This window comes from Streptomyces sp. NPDC058001 (genome assembly GCF_042886315.1).
GTDB lineage: Bacteria > Actinomycetota > Actinomycetes > Streptomycetales > Streptomycetaceae > Streptomyces.
On record NZ_JBHVQT010000004.1, the window covers coordinates 67,806 to 87,012 of the forward strand.

The window sequence follows — 19,207 nt, forward strand, 5'->3', positions numbered from 1 at the left end:
GGCATCGTCCGGTGCCGGGGGCCTTTCCGGTGCGGGGTGCCTGCTTGCCGCACGGGTTGGATGGCTTGCCCTCTCCTTTCCGGGTGCCCGGCACATGGGGTTGTGCCCACCCTCCCCCAAGGACTCCGACAAGCTCCGTCCAGGGGGGACCCCCATCGCCGTGCGGAACGCCTGCCCACAACAGGTGCGCAGGTACGAAGTGGGTGGGCGTGCAATGGCGCCCGGCGCCTCGGGTTGCCCCGAGGCGCCGGGCGCCTCCCCCGGTTCCCCCGTGGCTTATTCGGTTGCGATGGCGTTCAGGACGTTCATTCGGCCTGCTCGGAAGGCCGGGATCAGGGCGGCTATCAGGCCGACGAAGGCTGAGGCTATGAAGACCGTGATGATCGTCGGCCAGGGGATGTCCAGGACGCCCAGGCCCTCCAGGGCGAGGAGCTTCTGGGCCGTGGTGCCCCAGCCCAGGCCCAGGCCGAGGCCGAGGAGGGCGCCGAAGAGGGCGATGACCACCGACTCCAGGCGGATCATGCGGCGCAGCTGGCGGCGGGAGAGGCCGATGGCGCGCATCAGACCGATCTCACGGGTCCGCTCGACCACCGAGAGGGCCAGGGTGTTCACCACACCGAGGACCGCCACGATGATCGCCAGCGCCAGCAGCCCGTACACCATGTTGAGGAGCTGGCCGATCTGGTCCTTGAGCTGCTGCTTGAAGTCCGTCTGGTCGCGGACCTGATACTGCGGGTAGGGCTTCAGCGAGGACTTCAGCGCGGCGTACGCCGTCTTCTCCTGGCCGTCCTTGGCCTTGGCGAACATGATGTCGTTCGCCGGGATCTTGTCGGCCGGTACGTACTTCTCGACGGTCGTGATGTTGACGTACCGCGCGCCCTGGTCGATGGTGACGTCGTCGTCGGTGATCGCCGCGACCTTGAGCTTCGCGGTCTCGCCGCCCTTGAAGGCGACGGTCATCCGGTCGCCGACCTTGATCTTGTGCGCGGCGGCGTACTTGTTCCCGATCGACATGGCGTCCGCGCCATACGCCGCGGACAGCTCGCCGGCGGTCGTGGTGCGGCGCAGGTCACTCGCGTACGTCGGGTCGACGGCCGAGACATCGCTCTTCTCGACGGAGCCGTCCGGCGCGGTGAACGTGGCGTCGACGATCTTGTACCGGGTGACGTGCTCCAGGCCCGGCGTCGACTCGATGCGCTTCTCGGCCTGCGGGACGATCCGCTGCTGGCCCTGGATGATGAAGTCCGCGCCGACCGACTTGTCGAGTTCGTCGGTGGCCGAGGCGATCATCGACGAGCCGACCACGGACAGGCAGGCCACCAGGGCGAGGCCGATCATGAGGGCGGCGCCGGTGGCGCCGGTGCGGCGCGGGTTGCGCAGTGCGTTCCGCTCCGCCATCCGGCCGATCGGGCCGAACAAGCGCAGCACGACCACGCTGATGACCCGGACCGCTCCGCCCGCGAGGAGCGGGCCGATGACGACGAACCCGATGAGGGTGAGGACCACGCCGAGGCCGAGGACGAGGGAACCCTCGCTCGCCTTGTCCGCGGTCGCCGCGGCGTAGAGCGACGCGGCTCCGGCGCCGGTGAGGACCAGACCGATCACCCCGCGCACGACACCGGCCTTGCCGTCCGCCGGCGTACCGGCGTCCCGCAGGGCGGCCATCGGGGAGACCTTGCCCGCGCGGCGGGCCGGGAGATAGGCGGCGAGGACGGTGACGACGACGCCGAGGACCACGCCGATCACGGGTGTCGTCCACTTGACGGTGAGGTCGTCGGTCGACAGGTCCATGCCCATGGAGCCCATGAGCTGCATCAGCCCGACGGCGAGTCCGACGCCGGCGGCGACACCGAGCAGGGATCCGACGATGCCGAGGAACACGGCCTCGATGAGGACGGAGCGGTTGACCTGGCGGCGCGAGGAGCCGATGGCGCGCATCAGGCCGATCTCGCGGGTGCGCTGGGCGACCAGCATGGAGAAGGTGTTGATGATCAGGAATACGCCGACGAGGAGCGCGATTCCGGCGAAGCCGAGCATGGCGTACTTCATCACGTCGAGGAAGGAGCCGACGTCGTCGCGGTTGGCGTCCGCGGTCTCCTGCTGCGTCTGCACCTTGTAGGGGCCTTCGAGGGCCGAGGCGACGTTCTGCTTCAGCTCGGTGTGGCTCACGCCCGCCGCCGCGGTGACATTGACCTGGGTGAACCGGTCGGTGGCGCCGAGCAGTTCGCGCTGCGAGGTCGCGGTGTCGAAGTAGACGACGGCGGCGCCCGGGTTGGTGACCTTGAAGGTGGCGATGCCGCTGATCTTCGCGGTGAGGTCGCCGGTGACGGAGATGGTGCGCAGCTCGTCACCGAGCTTCAGGTGGTGCTTGTCGACGGTGTCGGCGTCGACCATGACCTCGGTCGGGCCGCGCGGGGCGTGCCCGGAGGTGATCTCCATGGACCGCAGGTCGTTCCGCGTCCAGTTGCCGGCGATGGTCGGGGCGCCGGTGGTGGAGCCCATGTTCTCGTTCTTGGAGTTGACGACCGTCACGTTCATCGAACTGACGGCGCCCTCGGCGGACTTCACGCCCTTCGCGCCGCGCGCCTTCTCCACGACGGAGGCGGGCAGCGACTCCGGCTTGCCGGACTGTCCCGCCTCACCGGCACCCGAGGCCGACTTGGGGCTGACCGTGGCATCGGAGGCCGTCGCGGCGAAGAGTTTGTCGAACGTCGTGTTCATGGTGTCCGTGAACACCAGGGTGCCGCAGACGAACGCGACCGACAGGAGCACGGCCACCGCGGACAGCGCCATGCGTCCCTTGTGCGCGAAGAAGTTGCGCACGGAGGTCTTGAACACGGTCATGACGTGCGCCCCCGGGCGTCGAAGTCCTTCATGCGGTCGAGCACGGCGTCGGCGGTGGGCCGCAGCATCTCGTCGACGATGCGGCCGTCCGCGAGATACAGCACCCGGTCGGCATAGGACGCGGCGACCGGGTCGTGCGTGACCATGACGATGGTCTGGCCCAGCTCGTCCACCGAGCGGCGCAGGAAGCCCAGCACCTCGGCGCCGGCCCGCGAGTCGAGGTTTCCGGTCGGCTCGTCACCGAAGATGATCTCCGGCCGGGCGGCCAGGGCTCGGGCCACGGCGACGCGCTGCTGCTGACCACCCGACAGCTGGTTCGGCCGGTGCTTCAGGCGGTCGGCGAGGCCGACGGTCTGGACGACGCGGTCCAGCCACGGACGGTCGGGCTTGCGGCCCGCGATGTCCATCGGCAGCGTGATGTTCTCCAGCGCGCTCAGCGTCGGGAGCAGGTTGTACGCCTGGAAGATGAAGCCGATCCGGTCGCGCCGCAACTGTGTCAGCTTCTTGTCCTTGAGCCCGGTGATCTCGGTCTCGTCCAGATAGATCTGGCCCTGAGTCACCGTGTCCAGACCGGCGAGGCAGTGCATCAGCGTCGACTTGCCGGAGCCGGACGGGCCCATGATCGCGGTGAACTGCCCCCGCGCTATGTCCACATCGACATGGTCCAGGGCGAGAACGCGGGTCTCCCCCGCCCCGTACGCCTTGACGACCTGCCGTGCCCTTGCGGCCACGGCCGTACGCCCTCCAGTGCCCCCGTGCCTGGGAATGGTCACAGCCGTTGTCACGGTAAGTCTCCTATGTCGGTCAGCGAAGAAGCGACGTCTGCCCACCCGGTGTGGATACGCGGACGCGTCGATGCGTGGTCGCCCGGAGCGCGGATGCGCCGGTGCGCCGGGCGGACGCACTGTGCGGAACTGCCTTCAGTCTGGTGCCGGACGGTGGTCCAGCACCCTGGTGCAGAGCGCAGTCTTTCCCTGGGGAAAACCCCACCCCCCGAGGTGCGGTTCACCGCCCCGACCGCGTAAGACCAGGTTAAAGACCGACCCCGCCCCGCCTCCTCCTCCGCCGGGACGAACCCGCCCCGGTCCCTGATACGGAGGACCCCCTAGGGGTTCTCCACCCGCCGATGGACCGGTCCTCGGGGTTCCTCCACCCCTCGACATCCACCCGTCGCGGCGCCCGCCCTCGGCCCGGCCAGGATTCACCCTCCCGTCGCGTGAGGATCAACCCCACCGAAGCTTTTCCACATACCGACCATCCAGTTTGTGGAAAACTCCCCACCGCCCGGATACCTGCGAGTAACGTGCTCGCTCACCCGCTCCTCCCCCGCTCACCCGCGCTAGGAGATTCCGGGATGTCCCCAGACCTGCCTCCGTACCGGCCGCACCGCCCACCTCCCGCCGCCGCCCGGCATCTGCCGCACGCCTTCACCCCCTCGCACGACTCGTCCCCGTCGTATACGACGTACCCGCGACAGCCCCTCCCCCCGGCGCCCGCGGCTCCCCCGAGGCTGCCGGCGCACGTCGGCCGGCCGGCCGAGCGGTCCGACCGCCGGGGCGAACTGCGGCGGTTGCGTGGCGCGTACCGCTGGCAGCGCCGGGTCGCGACCCTCACCGCGCTCGGCTACTTCACCCTCTTCCTCGTCCTGTCCGCGTACGCGCCCGACTCGATGACCCGCACGGCCTTCGGCGGGATGACGACCGGGCTGCTCCTGGGCGTGTGCCAACTCCCCGTCACCTGCCTGGCGATCGCCCTGTACGAGTACACGGCCCGGCGGCGCGTCGACCCGCTCGCGGAACGGCTGCGCTGTCACACCGAGGCCGACGGGCGGCAGCGGCGACGACGACAGGAACGCGACCGATGAACGGATTCAGCGATTCCGCGCAGGCGATGTCCCTGATGGCGTTCACCGCCGTGGTCACCCTGACCCTGCTCCTGTGTGTGATGACCGGACCCGACCGGGACGGCATCGGCGAGTTCTACACCGGGTACGGCACGCTGTCGCCGATGCGCAACGGCCTGGCCATCGCGGGCGACTACATCTCCGCGGCGACCGTGCTCGGCACCAGCGGCGTCATCGCGGTCGCCGGGTACGACGGCGTCGTCCTCGCGCTCAGTACGGCGCTGTCGCTGATGCTGCTGATGTTCCTGATGGCCGAACCGCTGCGCAACGCGGGCCGGTTCACCATGGGCGACGTCCTCGCGCGCCGGATGCCGGGCCGTGCGGTCCGGATGACCGCCTGCGCCGTCACCCTCGCCGCCCTGCTGCCGCTGATGCTGGTCCAACTCGCGGGCGCGGGCGACCTGATGGGGTTCGTCCTCGGCTTCGACAGCCAGGGCCTGAAGACGGGCGTCGTCGTCGGACTCGGCGCACTCATGATCACGTATGCGGTGATCGGCGGGATGAAGGGCACCGCGCTCATCCAGATCATGAAGATCGTGATGCTCCTCGGGTCCGGCACCGTCATCGCCGTCCTCATGCTGAACCGGTTCGACTGGGACCCGGGAGCGCTGCTCACCGCCGCCGCGAGGATCAGCGGGCTCGGGGACGCCTTCCTGCACTCCGGGCTCCAGTTCGCCGGCGGCGCCAACCCCCGCCTGGACATGATCACTTCGGAGCTGACGGTCGTCCTGGGCGGCGCCTGTCTGCCGCACGTCACCATGCGGATGTACACCGCGCGCGACGCGCGCGAGGTGCGCCGCTCGATGTCCTGGGCGGTGTCCTCGGTGGCCGGCTTCGTCCTGATCATGTCGATCATCGGCTTCGGCGCCATCGCGCTGATCGGCCGCTCGGCCGTACTGGGCGCCGACCCGCAGGGCCAGACCGCGTACCTCCTGGGCTCCCGTGCCGTGTTCGGGGTGGACGTCTCGACGGTGGAGACCCTGTTGTTCACGACGGTGACCACGGCGATCTTCCTGACGCTGCTCGCCTCCGTCGCCGGGATGATCCTGGCGTGCGCCAACTCCCTCGCGCACGACGTGTTCGCGCACCGCGCGCGGCGACCCTCGGGGCGGCGGGAGATGACGGGACGGCGCGAGATGACACTCGCGCGCGTGTGCGCCGTCGGGATCGGGGCCGTCGCGATCTTCCTCGCCACCTTCGTGCAGCACCGCAGCCTGCAACCCCTGGTGACACTGTCGTTCTGCATCGGCGCGTCGGCTCTGGCACCCGCGCTCGTCTACACCCTGTTCTGGCGCCGCTACACGCGCGCGGGACTGCTGTGCACCCTCATCGGCGGCACTCTCGCCGTCCTGGTCCTGCTGCCCGGCACCATCCTGGTCTCCGGCTCACCGCTCGCCGCGTTCCCCGACCAAGACTTCACCTTCTTCCCCTTCACCACCACAGGACTGGTCACCATCCCCGCCGGATTCGCCCTCGGCTGGCTCGGCACCGTCCTCTCCTCCCGCCACACGGCCGACACCCAACGCAGGGAGTACGAGGCGGTCGAGGGCTTGCTGCTCGCCGGGGCGGAAACGGGGGCAGGGACCGGGGTGGGGACCAGCGGCGACGGGGAGACAGGGAGCGGGAGCCAGGCGACGTCCGGCCGGAACTAATCCGGTGTGCCGCTCGTCAATGTGGTGAGGCTGGTGCGGACCTGGGTCATCTGGGTGTGCAGTTCGTCCCAGAGGTCGCCGTGTTCGCGCAGCACCCGTTCCGTCTCCCGAGCGATCCTCTCCGCCGTCGCCCGCGCGTCGGCCAGCAGCACCTCGCCCCGCGCCTGCGCCTCCTCCTGCCCCTGCCGTGCCGACCCCTCCGCCGCCACCAACTCCCGCCGCGCCTCGTCCACCTCGGCGTCCGCCCGCGCCACCCGCTCCGCGTGCGCCGCGTCCACCTCCGCCGCGCGCTCCGCGTACCCCCGCTCCGCCGCCTCCCACCGCGCGGCGTGCTCCGCCTCCTGCTCGGCCAACAGCCCCGCCGCGCGCCGCCGTTCGTCGCGCAGCGCCGTCATCGCCTCGCCCCGCCGCTCCTTCACCTCACAACGCGCCGCGATCCGGATCCCGTCCGCCTCCGCCCGGTCCGCGAGCGCCCGCTGCCGCGCCCACTCCTCGGCCTCGCCCCGCACCCCGTCCGCGTACGCCCCCGCCTCGTCGCGCGCCGCGCGCGCCCCGTCCCGCGCCGCGTCGCCGATCCGCCGCGCCTCGTCACGGCCCGCCGTCCCGACCGCGTCCGCCTCCTCCGCGCCCAGCGCGAACAGCCGCCGCGCGCGCTCCCCCAGCGACTCGTACGTCTGCGGGGCCAGTTGCGCCACCGCCTCGCGCAGTCCCTCCGCCTCCGTCTCCATCCGGTTGGCGAGGACCGTGAGCCGGGCGGCCCGCTCCCAGGCTTCGTCCCGCGCCCGGGACAGCGCGGCGGTGTACCACTCCACCTGATCGGGACGGTAGCCACGGCCCCGTACGGTCACGAAGTCGTGAGGCGCCGACGATGCACCGCTCACCCTTGTCTCCCTCCACGAAGCCGCACCAAGCCGGCAGGGCGGACGCGCGCACGGCACCGGGCCATGACGCATGTCCGCATATCCTGACGGATGGTGAGCAAGTGCCCGTAACGTGACACTCCTTCCCAGGAGGTGGACGCAGAAAGGCGCCCGGCCCCTCACCCGGGACCGGACGCCTCAGCACACGCGACGGACGGGTTACAACAAGCCGTCCCACATCTGTTCGAGCAGCACCGACCACCAGCTCTCCGGGGACGCCAGCGCCGCCGGGTCCAGCGCGGCCAACTGCGCCTGGAAGTCGACGGTCCAACGGCCCGCCTGCTCCTGGTTCAGCCCGAACCGCAGCCGCCACATCCGCCCGAGCAGCGCCATGCACCGTACGAACTCGGGCAGCCCCGTGTTCACGAACTGCGGCGGCACCGGGGCGCCGCCCGGACCGGCCTCCACCGGCACGGCCACGATGTGCGCCGTGCCGTACTGGACACAGATCGCACGCCCGAAGTCACTGCCCATCACCAGATACGAGCCCGCGTCCGAAGCGGGCTGCACCCCGCGCTCCTGCGCCAGCTCCGCCAGCGTCGGCACCGGACGGCCCGGCTGCGCCTGCGCCCAGAAGAACGGCCCGAAGTCGGCCGGCAGACCCGCCCACACCAGCGTCACCGCGACGGCCTCCGGCACACCCTGCCGGGACACCGCGCGCTGGTCGAAACGGAACACCGCGGGCCCGAACGCCGCAGCCAGCTCCTGCGCCACGCCCTCCGGCGGCAGCGGCGGCGCCGGATGCACCTGCGGCAGCGGCGCCCGCACCGGAGCGGGCCGCGCGGGACCGTCCGCGACCTGGTGCAACTCGCCCTGATGCGCGAGCAGTTGACGCATACCCTGCTGCCGCGACGCATGGTCCCTGCCGTACGGGGCGATGCTCGTGATACGGGCCTGGGGCCAGGTCTCCCGGATCATCCGGGCACAGTACGCGCCCGGCAGTTCGCACGACTCCAGCTCCGTGTGCAGCTCAAGGACCTGTTGCGGCGGCACGTTCATGCCGCGCAGCTCGTGCAGGATCTGCCACTCCGGGTGCGGGGTCCCCGGCGCCGAACGCCGGATGAGCTGCTGCTCGGACCCGTCCGCCGCCCGGTACCGGAGCACGGCCTGGTAGCCGGGTCCGACGGTCGGCTGCCCGACCGGCGGCTGCGGATAGCCGTACGCGACGGGGGCACCCGGTACGGGACCACCCGGCAGGGAACCACCGGGTACGGGACCACCCGGTACGGGACCACCCGGCAACGGGCCGGGGGCGCCGGGAGGAGGCGGGGGCGCACCTGGACCGACCGGATTGGGACCGGCCAGCATCGTCGCCGCGTGATGGACACCACCGGGAGGCGTACCCGGACCACCGGCAGGCGGCTGCCCGGCACCGGGGACACCCGGAACCCCCGGGGCACCCGGAACGCCCGGCGCACCCGGCGGAGGCGGAGGCGCACCCGGACCGACCGGATTCGGACCGGCCAACATCGTCGCCGCATGATGCACACCACCCGGAGGCGCACCGGGACCAGCAGGCGGCTGCCCGGCACCGGGGACACCCGGAACCCCCGGGGCACCCGGAACCCCAGGGGCACCCGGCGGAGGCGGAGGCGCACCCGGACCCCCCGGATTCGGACCGGCCAACATCGTCGCCGCATGATGCGCACCCGGACCGGCAGGCGGCTGCCCGGCACCCGGAACACCCGGCGCACCCGGAGGTTGCGGAACCCCCGGCCGAGCACCCGGCGTCCCCGGCGCACCCGGCGGCGGCGGAGCCACCGCGCCGCCCCCGCGCGCACCCCGGGGCGGCACCTGAGCCTTGCTCGTCGCCGCCTCGGCGATGTCCTGCGCCCCGGCACCGCCCGGAGCAACCGGCGGCGGCGCACCAGGACCGGGCACCCCACCGGAACCCTGCGGATACCCGTAAGCCGACGCACCCGGCGGCGGCGCACCCGGCACCTGCCCAGCACTTGGTACCTGCGGAGCCCCTGGTACCTGCGGCGCACCCGGTACTTGCGGAGCACCCGGTACCTGCGGACCCCGCAGCGCCGGCGCCACCGCCGTCGGCGGAAGCCCGCTGCCGCCCGACATCAGCGCCGTCTGCGCCTCCGGCGACGTCGTCGGAGGCGGCATGTCGTCCTCGTCCGAGAGCTGCACCGGCGGCGCGAACACCGTCGCGGGCAGCGGCACCGAACGGTCCTCGCCCGGATCGGGCGCCGTGTCCGTCCCGGCCCACGGGGTGGCCCCGGCCGGCGCACCCGGCGACCCGGCCCGCATCCCGTCCTGCGCGGTCGGCTCATGCGCGGGCCCGCCGGACGCCGCCGCCGGCCAGGGAGTCGCCCCACTGTCCGCCGCACCCGGACCCGCACCCGCACCCGCACCCGCACCGGACACGGAACCAGAAACAGAAACAGAACCGGAACCCCCGGCAGGAGCAGCCTCCCCCCGCCGGTCCGGAATCCCCAGCTTGTCCGCCGCCTCCTGGAGCCACTCCGGAGGGCTCAACAGGAACGACGTCTGATTCAGATCGATCCGCTCCGGAGGCCGCGCGGCCCCGGCGCCCGGACCCCGGCCGTCCTCCGCGACCCCGTACTCCTCCTCGTACCGCCGGATCACCTCACCCACCGGCAGGCCCGGCCACAGCGTCGCCTCGCCGCTGTCCCGGGCGATCACCAGCCGCTGCCGCCCGCCGTCCGACCGAGGACCGTCCGCACGGTCCTCCGCCCAGACCACGAACCCCAGCTCGAACTCCCGTACCCGCACCTCACGATGCTGATACCCGGGCACATCCCCGTTGATCCACTCCTCGGCGCGCTCCTGCGCCTGTGCGAAGGTCACCATCAGCCACTCACTCCCCCGTCGCGGTGTCCACCGGCACGGACCGCGCGAAACCGCCGTCCACCATCAGATTGGCCACGGTCTCCAACTCCGGCGGATTACCCGCGAGCCGCGCCAGGAACGCGTCGAAGTCCTCCCCGCACGGCAACAGCAGACCCACCCGCTCGGCGACCGACCAGCCGTCCTGATCCCGCGCGTCGTCATACGCGCAGAACCACACCGAACCGGCCCGATCCCCCCGCACCTTGACCGCGAGCAGACCGCCCTGCACAAACCCGACGCCGAGATAGTCCTTGGTCAGATGGTCCCGCAGGCACTTGTTCACGTACACCAGGTCGTTGACCGCCGCCTCGTCCCGCACCGTGAAGAACGGCTGGTCCACCAGGAGGCCCAACTCGGCGTCCAGCGCGGCACCCAGCGGGGCGCACCCGCCCGCCGCCTTCAGGAAGGACCGGTACGCGCCCGGCAGGCGGTACCCCAAGTCCTCCTCCACACCCAGGACTTGCTGCTCGGTCACCGCGACCGACGACCTCGGCAGCCCGAAGTGCGCCGGGCGCGTCTCCTGCAAGGGACGCGTCCCGCGCTTGTCCTGGTCGACCGCGGCCGTCGCCAGACCACCGTGATGCCGCAGCAGCGCCTTCACCTCGACGGGCACCAACTCAAGGCGCCGCGTGCCCGGTGCGTGGTGCCACGTCCAGCCGTGCGGCGTCGACACCGAGGGGATCGTGTCCCACAGCGAGTGCCCCGCCGCCGCCATCGCCGCGTTCGCCGACACATAGTCCGTCAGCCGCAACTCGTCGACGCCGAAACCCTCCGGCGGCTCCGCGATCTCCGCCGCCGCGCGCGCGTACGACGAGAACTCCGGATAGCCACGCTCGTCGATCCGCACCCCTCGCGGATGCCGGGCGGCCCGCACCGGATCCGGGAAATGCACGACCTGACCGGCGTAGGCCGCGTTCGGCGGCACGGCTCGCTGCCCGAGCCGACCTGTCGTCATGGCGGTTGCCCCCTGCGGCACTCTCGAATGGATCTGCTCGGCGACCGACTGCACCCGAAGCCGTGGACGGACACCCGAAGCTACGGACAGGCCACAGCCTAAGCGGTACGGCACCGCCGGTCACCGGGCCTCCACTTCCGTGACCAGCGGTCACCCCGCCGTGACCGTGCGCCGAAGACCCCGCGTGTCGACGTCCCCCCGCTTCCGCACCACCCGCCCCATTTGGCAGGCTGTCCCCACGCCCGGGGGCGGCCCCCACACCGGCCAACGCCCGCCGGCGGGGAGGGAACCACCACTCATGACCACGGCACAGACAGGCACACCGGGTGACCCCCGGGTCGGCTGGAGCGGCACCGACGCCGCCCACGCACCCGTCCTCACCCATCGCCGCGACGGCATCCTGCCCAGCGTCGCCGCCGCCCTCTCCGTACGCGGCACCACCCTCACCGGCACCGCGGTCCGCGCCGACCAGGCCCCCGCCCTCCACCCACTCGTACAGGATTTCCTCGACACCCTCACCGGCGACCGGCGCGACCGCTTCACCGGACGCTGCGCCGAGGCCGTCCTGATATCCCGGCACCTCACCACCGCCGACGCCGAACGCTCCAAACGCGCCCGCCGAAAACCCATGACCAACGGCGAAGCCCGCAAGGCACTCAAACAAGCCAAACTCACCACCCGCCGCATCCGCGAGGACGGCGACCCCCTGCACGGCGCCTTCGCACACCCCTGCCGCGCCTGCACCGCGCTCACGGCCCACTTCGGCGTACGCGTCGTCGCCCCGGCACCCGAGGGCTGAACCCCCCTCGCCCCCGCCCGCCCCGCGCGAGGCAGCCCCCGAGGACGACGACAGAACGAGAGCCGATGCACCCCGACCACGAACACCCGTACACCGACCGGCAGTCGACGCACGGCGACCACACCGCCAGTACCCGCTTCGCCGCCCCCGTCGACACCGCCCTGCGCACCGCCGGCTGGCAGCCCGGACGCTGGGACATCAAACAGGCCGAATACTGGGCCGACACCCTCCGCGCCCACACCACCCCCGGCGGACACCTGCACGCCGTCTTCCCCGCCGCCGTCGAAGCCTGGGCCGAATTCGGCGGCCTCCACATCACACCGACACCCCTACCGCCCGGACCCGGCCGCCCCATCGCGCCCACGCCGCTGCGCCTCGACCCGTTGCGCGGCCTCCACATGGCCCGCACCCTCGCCGACCTCGGCCGCGCGCTCGGCACCGAGGTCTGCCCACTCGGCGAAGAGATCTCCACCGGCTCCCCCGCACCCGGCGACCACCAGGCACTCCTCGCCATCGACACCGAAGGCCGCGTCTACGGACTCGACCACACCGGCGACTGGTACCTCGGCCCCGACATCGACACCGCCCTGCGCACCCTGCTCACCGGCGCCCGCCCGACCCGCCTCACGACAGCGGGCTGACACCCCGCAGGGCGAGGGCGCTACGCCGGAAGACCAGTCACGTCGCCATACCGGTCACGTCGGAAGACCGGTCACGTCGGAATGACCGCCGACACCCGGAACCCCCCCGCATCCGTCGGCCCCGACACAAAAGCCCCGCCCAGCGCGCTCACCCGCTCCTTCATCCCCACCAGACCGTTGCCCCCACTCGGCAACCGGGCCCGCTCGGGATCACCCTCCGGCGGCGGCTCGTTCTCCACCTGCATCGCTATCTCCGACAACCGGTGGGCGACCCGCACATACGTCTTGGCGCCCGCCGCATGCTTGTGGACATTGGTCAACGCCTCCTGCACCACGCGGAACGCCGTCTGCTCCACCTCCGCCGCATACGCCCGCAACTCACCCTCCACCGACAGCACCACAGCCATCCCCGCCACCCGCGACTGCCCCAGCAACTCGTCCAGATCCGCGAGCGACGGCCCCTCAATCCCCGCACCGGAACCATGCCCGCCGCCCTCCCCGGGCCCGTCCACCGCGCGCGAGGCCGCAGCAGCCGCCGCGAACCCCACCGCCGCCAGCGGCACCGGCGCCGACCGCGCGTCCGGCACCGACAGGCTCTCCCCCGCCCGCAGCACCCCGAGCATCTCCCGCAACTCCGTCAACGCCTGCCGGCCCATGTCCCCCACCAGCGCCGCGTTCTTCACCGCCTTCTCCGGATCCTTCCGCGCCACCGCCTGCAACGCCGCCGCGTGCACCACCATCAGACTCACCCGGTGCGCCACCACATCGTGCATCTCCCGCGCGATACGGGTCCGCTCCTCACCCCGCGCCCACTCCGCCCGCTCCTCCGCGCGCTCCGCGAGCAACTGCAACTCCCGCTCCAACGAATCCGCACGCTCCCGCAAACTCTCCATCAACCGCCGCCGCGCCCCGACATACAGCCCCAGCAGCACCGGCGGCGCCGTCATCCCCAGCGCCGTCGTGATCGACAGGAACGGCACAAACCACTCGCCGACCGTCAGACTGCCGCTCGCCATGTCCTGCCGGGCCCGCACGAACGTCACGATCAGCGAACCCGCCAGCGACATCCCCGACAGCGCCCCGATGATCCGCCGGGGCAACTCCGACGCCGCGAGCGTGTACAGCCCCACCACGCCCATCAGGAAACCCATCTGGGCCGGGGTCACCGCGATCGACACCAGCACCACCGCGATCGGCCAGCGCCGCCTCAGCAGCAGCACCGAACCCGCGAGCAGGCCGAACAACAGCCCCACCGGCACCGGCAGCCCCGCGTCCCCCGCGAAGGCGATGCCCTCCGCGCCGCACTCCGCCGCCGACGCGACCGCCAGCCCCACGTCCAGCACGACGCTTCTCCGCCGCGCCCACCACCACGGCCCGGTCAAGGCCGCCGAGTGGTCTTCCCCCGTCCTGGTCATGCCCCCCAGCGTACGGGCGCCACCCGCCGCTTTTCTGGCGAGTTTCCAGTGAATGCGACATCACCCACCGCAACAGATCCCCGCACCCGCGCATTACGCGCCCAGGGCTGGACGTACGACCGGATACAGGCCGAACCGGGCCGCTCGAAGCGTTCGATCTCGTTGTGGGTACAGGACCTGCCAGGTCCGTATCCTGCGAGGCGCCGACAGGGCGCTGACCTATACCGTCGCATCGAAGGCTGGTGGTGCGGCATAGTGTCTGGTGCAGCATGACGGCCTGACCGGTATGTCCAATTAGGTCGTATTTATAGTCCCCCGTGGTGTAATTGGCAGCACTGAGGCTTTTGGTGCCTTAAGTCCGGGTTCAAGTCCTGGCGGGGGAGCTGCATGCGTTCGGGTCCTGACCCTGAGGTCGGGGCCCGTCCCCGTTTCCGGCCCGGTACGCCCCGGTATCCTGCGGATGTCCGTCACCCGAAGTACCGAAAGCCGGAGGGCAAACCCGTGAGCGCCATTCGCCCGGCCGCCGTCGTCGTTCTCGCAGCGGGTGAGGGCACCCGTATGAAGTCGGCCACACCCAAAGTCCTGCACGCGATCTGCGGGCGGTCCCTCGTGGGGCATGTGCTCGCCGCCTCGCGGGAGTTGGACCCCCAGCAGTTGGTCGTGGTCGTGGGGCACGCCCGTGAGCAGGTGACCGAGCATCTCGCCGCCGTCGACCCGGCGACCCGTACGGCTGTGCAGCACGAGCAGAACGGGACGGGGCACGCGGTCCGGATGGGCCTGGAGGAGTTGGGCGGCGCCGTGGACGGCACGGTGATCGTGGTCTGTGGGGACACGCCGCTGCTGCGCGGCGAGACGCTGCGGGCGCTGGCGGCCACGCACGCCCAGGACGGTAACGCCGTGACGGTGCTGACGGCGGAGGTGCCGGACGCGACGGGGTACGGCCGGATCGTGCGGGACGCGGTGGGCGCGGTGACGGCGATCGTGGAGCACAAGGACGCGAGTGAGTCGGTGCGGGCGGTCCGGGAGATCAATTCCGGGGTTTTCGCGTTCGACGGGCAGTTGCTCGCGGACGCGCTGGGGAAGGTGCGTACGGACAACAGTCAGGGTGAGGAGTACCTGACGGATGTGCTGGGGATTCTGCGGGAGGCGGGGCACCGGGTGGGTGCGTCGGTGGCCGTGGACCACCGGGAGATCGCGGGGATCAACAACCGGGTGCAGCTCTCCGAGGCGCGGCGGATCCTCAATGACCGGCTGGTGGAGCGGGCGATGCTGGACGGTGTGACGGTGATCGATCCGGCGTCGACGTGGGTGGATGTGACGGTGACGTTCGAGCGGGACGCGGTCGTGCATCCGGGGACGCAGTTGGAGGGTGCGACGCATCTCGGTGAGGGTGCCGAGGTGGGTCCGCACACGCGGCTGCGGGACACATCGGTGGGGGCGGGTGCGCGGGTGGACAACACGGTGGCGGATTCGGCGGTGGTGGGTGCGGGGGCGAGTGTGGGTCCGTTCGCGTATCTGCGGCCGGGGACGCGGCTGGGTGCGAGGGCGAAGGCCGGGACGTATGTGGAGATGAAGAACGCCGTGATCGGTGAGGGTACGAAGGTGCCGCATCTGTCGTATGTGGGGGATGCGACGATTGGTGAGTACTCGAATATCGGTGCGGCAAGTGTGTTTGTGAATTACGACGGTCAGGACAAGCATCACACCACCGTGGGGTCGCACTGCCGGACCGGTTCGGACAACATGTTTGTGGCACCGGTCACTATTGGGGACGGTGCTTACACGGCTGCGGGGTCGGTGATCACGAAGGATGTGCCGCCGGGTTCGCTGGCCGTGGCCCGTGGTCAGCAGCGGAATATCGAGGGCTGGGTGGCTCGGAAGCGTCCGGGGAGCGCGGCGGCGAAGGCGGCCGAGGTGGCGTCGCGGGAGTCGGCGGGCGAAAGCTGACCGGATTTGGGTGCGCCGGAGTCGGCGTACGGTGATAGAGCGCTCCTTCCGCTGGTTGGGGGCAGACAATTCGGCTGGCTCGTCGGTGCGGGACGCGGGCGGGTGCAGCGGCGAGATTCATGTCGAGGAGACTTGCTGTGACCGGGATCAAGACGACCGGCGAGAAGAAGTTGATGCTCTTTTCCGGCCGCGCTCACCCCGAGTTGGCGGAGGAGGTCGCGCACCAGCTGGGTGTGGGGATCGTTCCGACGAAGGCGTTTGATTTCGCCAACGGTGAGATCTATGTGCGGTATCAGGAGTCGGCTCGGGGTGCGGACTGTTTTCTGATTCAGAGCCACACGGCGCCGATCAATAAGTGGATCATGGAGCAGTTGATCATGATCGACGCGCTGAAGCGGGCGTCGGCGCGGAGCATCACCGTGATCGTGCCGTTCTACGGGTACGCGCGGCAGGACAAGAAGCACCGTGGGCGTGAGCCGATCTCAGCGCGGCTGATCGCGGATCTGATGAAGACGGCGGGGGCGCACCGGATCCTGACCGTCGATCTGCACACGGATCAGATCCAGGGCTTCTTCGACGGTCCGGTGGATCATCTGTTCGCGCTGCCGATCCTGGCGGACTACGTGGGCGCGAAGGTGGACCGGTCGAAGCTGACGGTGGTGTCGCCGGACGCGGGCCGGGTGCGGGTGGCGGACCGGTGGTGCGACCGACTGGGCGCGCCTCTGGCGATCGTGCACAAGCGCCGCGACAAGGATGTCGCGAACCAGGTCACGGTCCATGAGGTCGTCGGTGATGTGAAGGGCCGGGTGTGTGTCCTGGTCGACGACATGATCGACACGGGTGGCACGATCTGCGCCGCCGCGGACGCGTTGTTCGCGCATGGCGCGGAGGACGTCATCGTGACGGCGACGCACGGTGTGCTGTCGGGTCCGGCGGCGGACCGGCTGAAGAACTCCAAGGTGAGCGAGTTCGTGTTCACGGACACGCTGCCGACGCCGCACGAGCTGGAGCTGGACAAGATCACGGTGCTGTCGATCGCGCCGATGATCGCGAGCGCGGTGCGTGAGGTGTTCGAGGACGGTTCGGTGACGAGCCTCTTCGACGAGCAGTAGGAGCGCTGCGTACAGCGTGGCCGGCCGCCCTGGTGGTCGGTGAGTGATCCTTTTGGAGTGCGGCCTGTCCGCCGAGTAGGCTGGTGAAGTTGCTCGGCGAGGGAGGCCGCACTTCTGTGTGTGGCGCTCCGTTATCGACGCGCTCTTCGTAGCAGGCCAGTCGTTTGGCCGGGTGACCGACCATCGTCCGTTTTCTCTGTTACGAGGAGTGCTTATGTCCGAGGTGAAGCTCGCCGTCGAGACCCGTACCGAGTTCGGTAAGGGTGCGGCACGTCGTATCCGCCGTGAGAGCAAGGTTCCGGCGGTTCTGTACGGTCACGGCACAGACCCCGTGCACATCACGCTGCCGGGTCACGAACTGCACTTGGCGCTGCGTACGTCGAATGTGCTGCTGTCGCTGGACATCGAGGGCAAGACCGAGCTGGCGATCCCGAAGGCCGTACAGCGTGACGCGCTGAGGGGCAGCCTGGAGCATGTGGACCTGCTGCTGGTGAAGCGCGGCGAGACGGTCGGCGTGGACATCCCGGTGGTCGCCGAGGGTGAGCTGGCCCCGGGTGGGAATCTGCTGGAGTACGTGCTGAACTCGCTGCCGGTCGAGGCCGAGGCGACGCACATCCCGCAGCAGCTGACGGTGTCGGTCGAGGGTCTGGAGGCCGGTGCGTCCATCCTCGCGAAGGACATCGCGCTGCCGTCCGGGACGAAGCTGGCCGTCGAGGACGACACGGTCGTTCTGCAGGTGCTGGCCGCGCAGGCGGAGGAGGCGCCCGAGGAGGGTGCGGGCGAGGGTGCCGAGACCGCCGAGGTCTGATCCTCCGTTCGGTATTCCTTTCCGTTTCTGACGGTGCTGTTGGTCGCCGCCGCTCCTTCGGGGGCGGCGGCTGCCGTGTTCTGAGGAGACTTTTCCGGATGACGACGGGTGCGGCAGGTGCGACGGGTGTGAACGGTCCGTGGCTGGTGGTGGGGCTGGGCAATCCCGGGCCCGGCTATGCGATGAATCGGCACAATGTGGGGTTCATGGTCGCGGATCTGCTCGCGGAGCGGATGGGCGGCCGGTTCAAGCGGGCGACGAAGGGGCAGGCGCAGGTCGTCGAGGGGCGGGTCGGTGCGCCGGGTCCGGGGAGCCGGCGGGTGGTTCTCGCGAAGCCGATGGCGTACATGAATCTGTCGGGTGGTCCGGTGACGGCGCTGCGGGATTTCTACAAGGTGCCGGTGGAGCGGATCGTGGCGGTGCACGACGAGTTGGACATCGACTACGGCACGTTGCGTCTGAAGCTGGGCGGCGGCGACAACGGGCACAACGGTCTGAAGTCGATGACGAAGGCGATGGGCGCCGACTATCACCGGGTGCGGTTCGGTATCGGGCGTCCGCCGGGGCGGATGCAGGTGGCGGACTTCGTACTGAAGGATTTCGGGTCGGCGGAGCGCAAGGAGTTGGACTACTTCGTGGACCGGGCGGCGGACGCGGTGGAGTGTCTGGTGTCGGAGGGGTTGGAGCGGGCGCAGAGCGCGTACAACTCCTGACCCGGAGAACCCGTACAACTGGAGTCCGTACAACTGAAGCCCGTACCACTGGAGTTCGTACAACTCCTGACATCTCATCGGCTGCGGTTGACCAGGTGGCATGTCATGGCCAAGGATCGCCGCCATGTCGGCCACCAGTCACGCAGGGCGCACACGTCACACCGGTCACCCTTTGTTGCTGCTGGGGCAGCGGGTGGTGATGGGGTCGGTCGCGGTGCTGCTGCTGATCGCGGGGGTGTGGGCGTCGTGGGGTACGGCGCAGCATGTGATGCTCACGAAGGGCCGGGAGCGCGGCACGATGACGGTGGCGCGGTGTGATGCCGACGCGTGTACGGGGTCGTACGCGCCGGGCTCTGCGGGGTCGTCGGCGCGGGAGCGGGTGGTGCTCGACCAGTCGGTGGGGGCGCATAAGGGCGACCGGATCGCGGTGACGGTGAAGCCGGATTCGGACCAGGTGGTGCGGACGGGTCCGACCGGGCTGCTGCGGGCGTGGGCGCCGCTGGGCGGTGGGCTGCTGCTCGCCGCCGTGGTGGTGGCGGGGGGTCTGCGGATGCCGCGTACGGCGTGGGTGACGGCCGCCGCCGGAGGGGTGCTCCTGGCGGCGGCCGTCGCCACGATCTGACCGTCCTCGCGGGG

The 19,207-nt window shown here is 70.8% G+C and carries 15 protein-coding genes and 1 tRNA gene; 10 read left to right on the forward strand and 6 right to left on the reverse strand.

Annotated features, from left to right (window positions below):
• Nucleotides 1-276: 276 nt before the first annotated feature.
• Together ACFVT5_RS10070 and ACFVT5_RS10075 are read right to left on the reverse strand one after the other, a co-directional pair.
• A complete protein-coding gene (locus ACFVT5_RS10070; RefSeq protein ID WP_389883789.1) occupies nt 277-2,844 on the reverse strand; it encodes an ABC transporter permease in 2,568 nt (855 codons plus the stop codon).
• Nucleotides 2,841-3,629: an ABC transporter ATP-binding protein gene (locus tag ACFVT5_RS10075; protein WP_389883792.1), complete on the reverse strand. Its 789-nt coding sequence runs from the start codon at nt 3,627-3,629 to the stop codon at nt 2,841-2,843. Before ACFVT5_RS10075 ends, ACFVT5_RS10070 begins: the two co-directional genes overlap by 4 nt.
• A gap of 569 nt (nt 3,630-4,198) precedes the next feature.
• Between ACFVT5_RS10075 and ACFVT5_RS10080 the strand changes: the two genes are divergently transcribed.
• Complete coding sequence (locus ACFVT5_RS10080; RefSeq protein ID WP_389883795.1) at nt 4,199-4,708, forward strand: DUF485 domain-containing protein; 510 nt, start codon at nt 4,199-4,201, stop codon at nt 4,706-4,708.
• A complete protein-coding gene (locus ACFVT5_RS10085) occupies nt 4,705-6,399 on the forward strand; it encodes a cation acetate symporter (RefSeq protein WP_389883797.1) in 1,695 nt (564 codons plus the stop codon). The genes ACFVT5_RS10080 and ACFVT5_RS10085 overlap by 4 nt, the downstream gene beginning before the upstream one ends.
• Here ACFVT5_RS10085 and ACFVT5_RS10090 read toward each other — a convergent pair.
• From ACFVT5_RS10090 to ACFVT5_RS10100, 3 genes are all read right to left on the reverse strand, one after another.
• A complete protein-coding gene (locus ACFVT5_RS10090) occupies nt 6,396-7,280 on the reverse strand; it encodes a cellulose-binding protein (protein ID WP_389883800.1) in 885 nt (294 codons plus the stop codon). The genes ACFVT5_RS10085 and ACFVT5_RS10090 overlap by 4 nt on opposite strands.
• 198 nt (nt 7,281-7,478) lie before the next feature.
• Nucleotides 7,479-10,142: an SUKH-4 family immunity protein gene (locus ACFVT5_RS10095; RefSeq protein ID WP_389883803.1), complete on the reverse strand. Its 2,664-nt coding sequence runs from the start codon at nt 10,140-10,142 to the stop codon at nt 7,479-7,481.
• 7 nt (nt 10,143-10,149) lie between these two features.
• Nucleotides 10,150-11,136: an SMI1/KNR4 family protein gene (locus ACFVT5_RS10100; protein ID WP_389883806.1), complete on the reverse strand. Its 987-nt coding sequence runs from the start codon at nt 11,134-11,136 to the stop codon at nt 10,150-10,152.
• A gap of 298 nt (nt 11,137-11,434) precedes the next feature.
• Here ACFVT5_RS10100 and ACFVT5_RS10105 point away from each other — a divergent pair, with 298 nt between their 5' ends.
• Nucleotides 11,435-11,935 (forward strand): YwqJ-related putative deaminase, encoded by a 501-nt coding sequence (locus tag ACFVT5_RS10105; RefSeq protein ID WP_389883809.1) that lies wholly within the window; start codon nt 11,435-11,437, stop codon nt 11,933-11,935.
• Between the two features lie 65 nt (nt 11,936-12,000).
• Nucleotides 12,001-12,576 (forward strand): SUKH-3 domain-containing protein, encoded by a 576-nt coding sequence (locus ACFVT5_RS10110; protein ID WP_389883811.1) that lies wholly within the window; start codon nt 12,001-12,003, stop codon nt 12,574-12,576.
• Between the two features lie 71 nt (nt 12,577-12,647).
• Here ACFVT5_RS10110 and ACFVT5_RS10115 read toward each other — a convergent pair whose 3' ends face one another.
• Nucleotides 12,648-13,991, reverse strand: coding sequence for a sensor histidine kinase (locus ACFVT5_RS10115; RefSeq protein WP_389883814.1), 1,344 nt, complete (start codon nt 13,989-13,991; stop codon nt 12,648-12,650).
• A 311-nt stretch (nt 13,992-14,302) separates the two neighbouring features.
• Here ACFVT5_RS10115 and ACFVT5_RS10120 point away from each other — a divergent pair.
• The 6 genes from ACFVT5_RS10120 to ACFVT5_RS10145 all read left to right on the forward strand — a co-directional run bounded on the left by ACFVT5_RS10120 (nt 14,303) and on the right by ACFVT5_RS10145 (nt 19,193).
• Nucleotides 14,303-14,374, forward strand: a tRNA-Gln gene (locus ACFVT5_RS10120).
• A gap of 118 nt (nt 14,375-14,492) precedes the next feature.
• Complete coding sequence (gene glmU / locus ACFVT5_RS10125; RefSeq protein ID WP_389883817.1) at nt 14,493-15,938, forward strand: bifunctional UDP-N-acetylglucosamine diphosphorylase/glucosamine-1-phosphate N-acetyltransferase GlmU; 1,446 nt, start codon at nt 14,493-14,495, stop codon at nt 15,936-15,938.
• A gap of 137 nt (nt 15,939-16,075) precedes the next feature.
• A complete protein-coding gene (locus ACFVT5_RS10130; protein ID WP_389883820.1) occupies nt 16,076-17,050 on the forward strand; it encodes a ribose-phosphate diphosphokinase in 975 nt (324 codons plus the stop codon).
• A 214-nt stretch (nt 17,051-17,264) separates the two neighbouring features.
• Nucleotides 17,265-17,858, forward strand: coding sequence for a 50S ribosomal protein L25/general stress protein Ctc (locus tag ACFVT5_RS10135; RefSeq protein WP_389883823.1), 594 nt, complete (start codon nt 17,265-17,267; stop codon nt 17,856-17,858).
• Nucleotides 17,859-17,956: 98 nt separating this feature from the next.
• Entirely contained in the window at nt 17,957-18,571 is a 615-nt protein-coding gene (pth, locus tag ACFVT5_RS10140; protein ID WP_389883826.1) for an aminoacyl-tRNA hydrolase, read from the forward strand.
• A gap of 124 nt (nt 18,572-18,695) precedes the next feature.
• Nucleotides 18,696-19,193, forward strand: a complete 498-nt coding sequence (locus ACFVT5_RS10145) for a hypothetical protein (protein WP_389883829.1) — start codon at nt 18,696-18,698, stop codon at nt 19,191-19,193.
• The last annotated feature ends 14 nt before the right edge of the window (nt 19,194-19,207 follow it).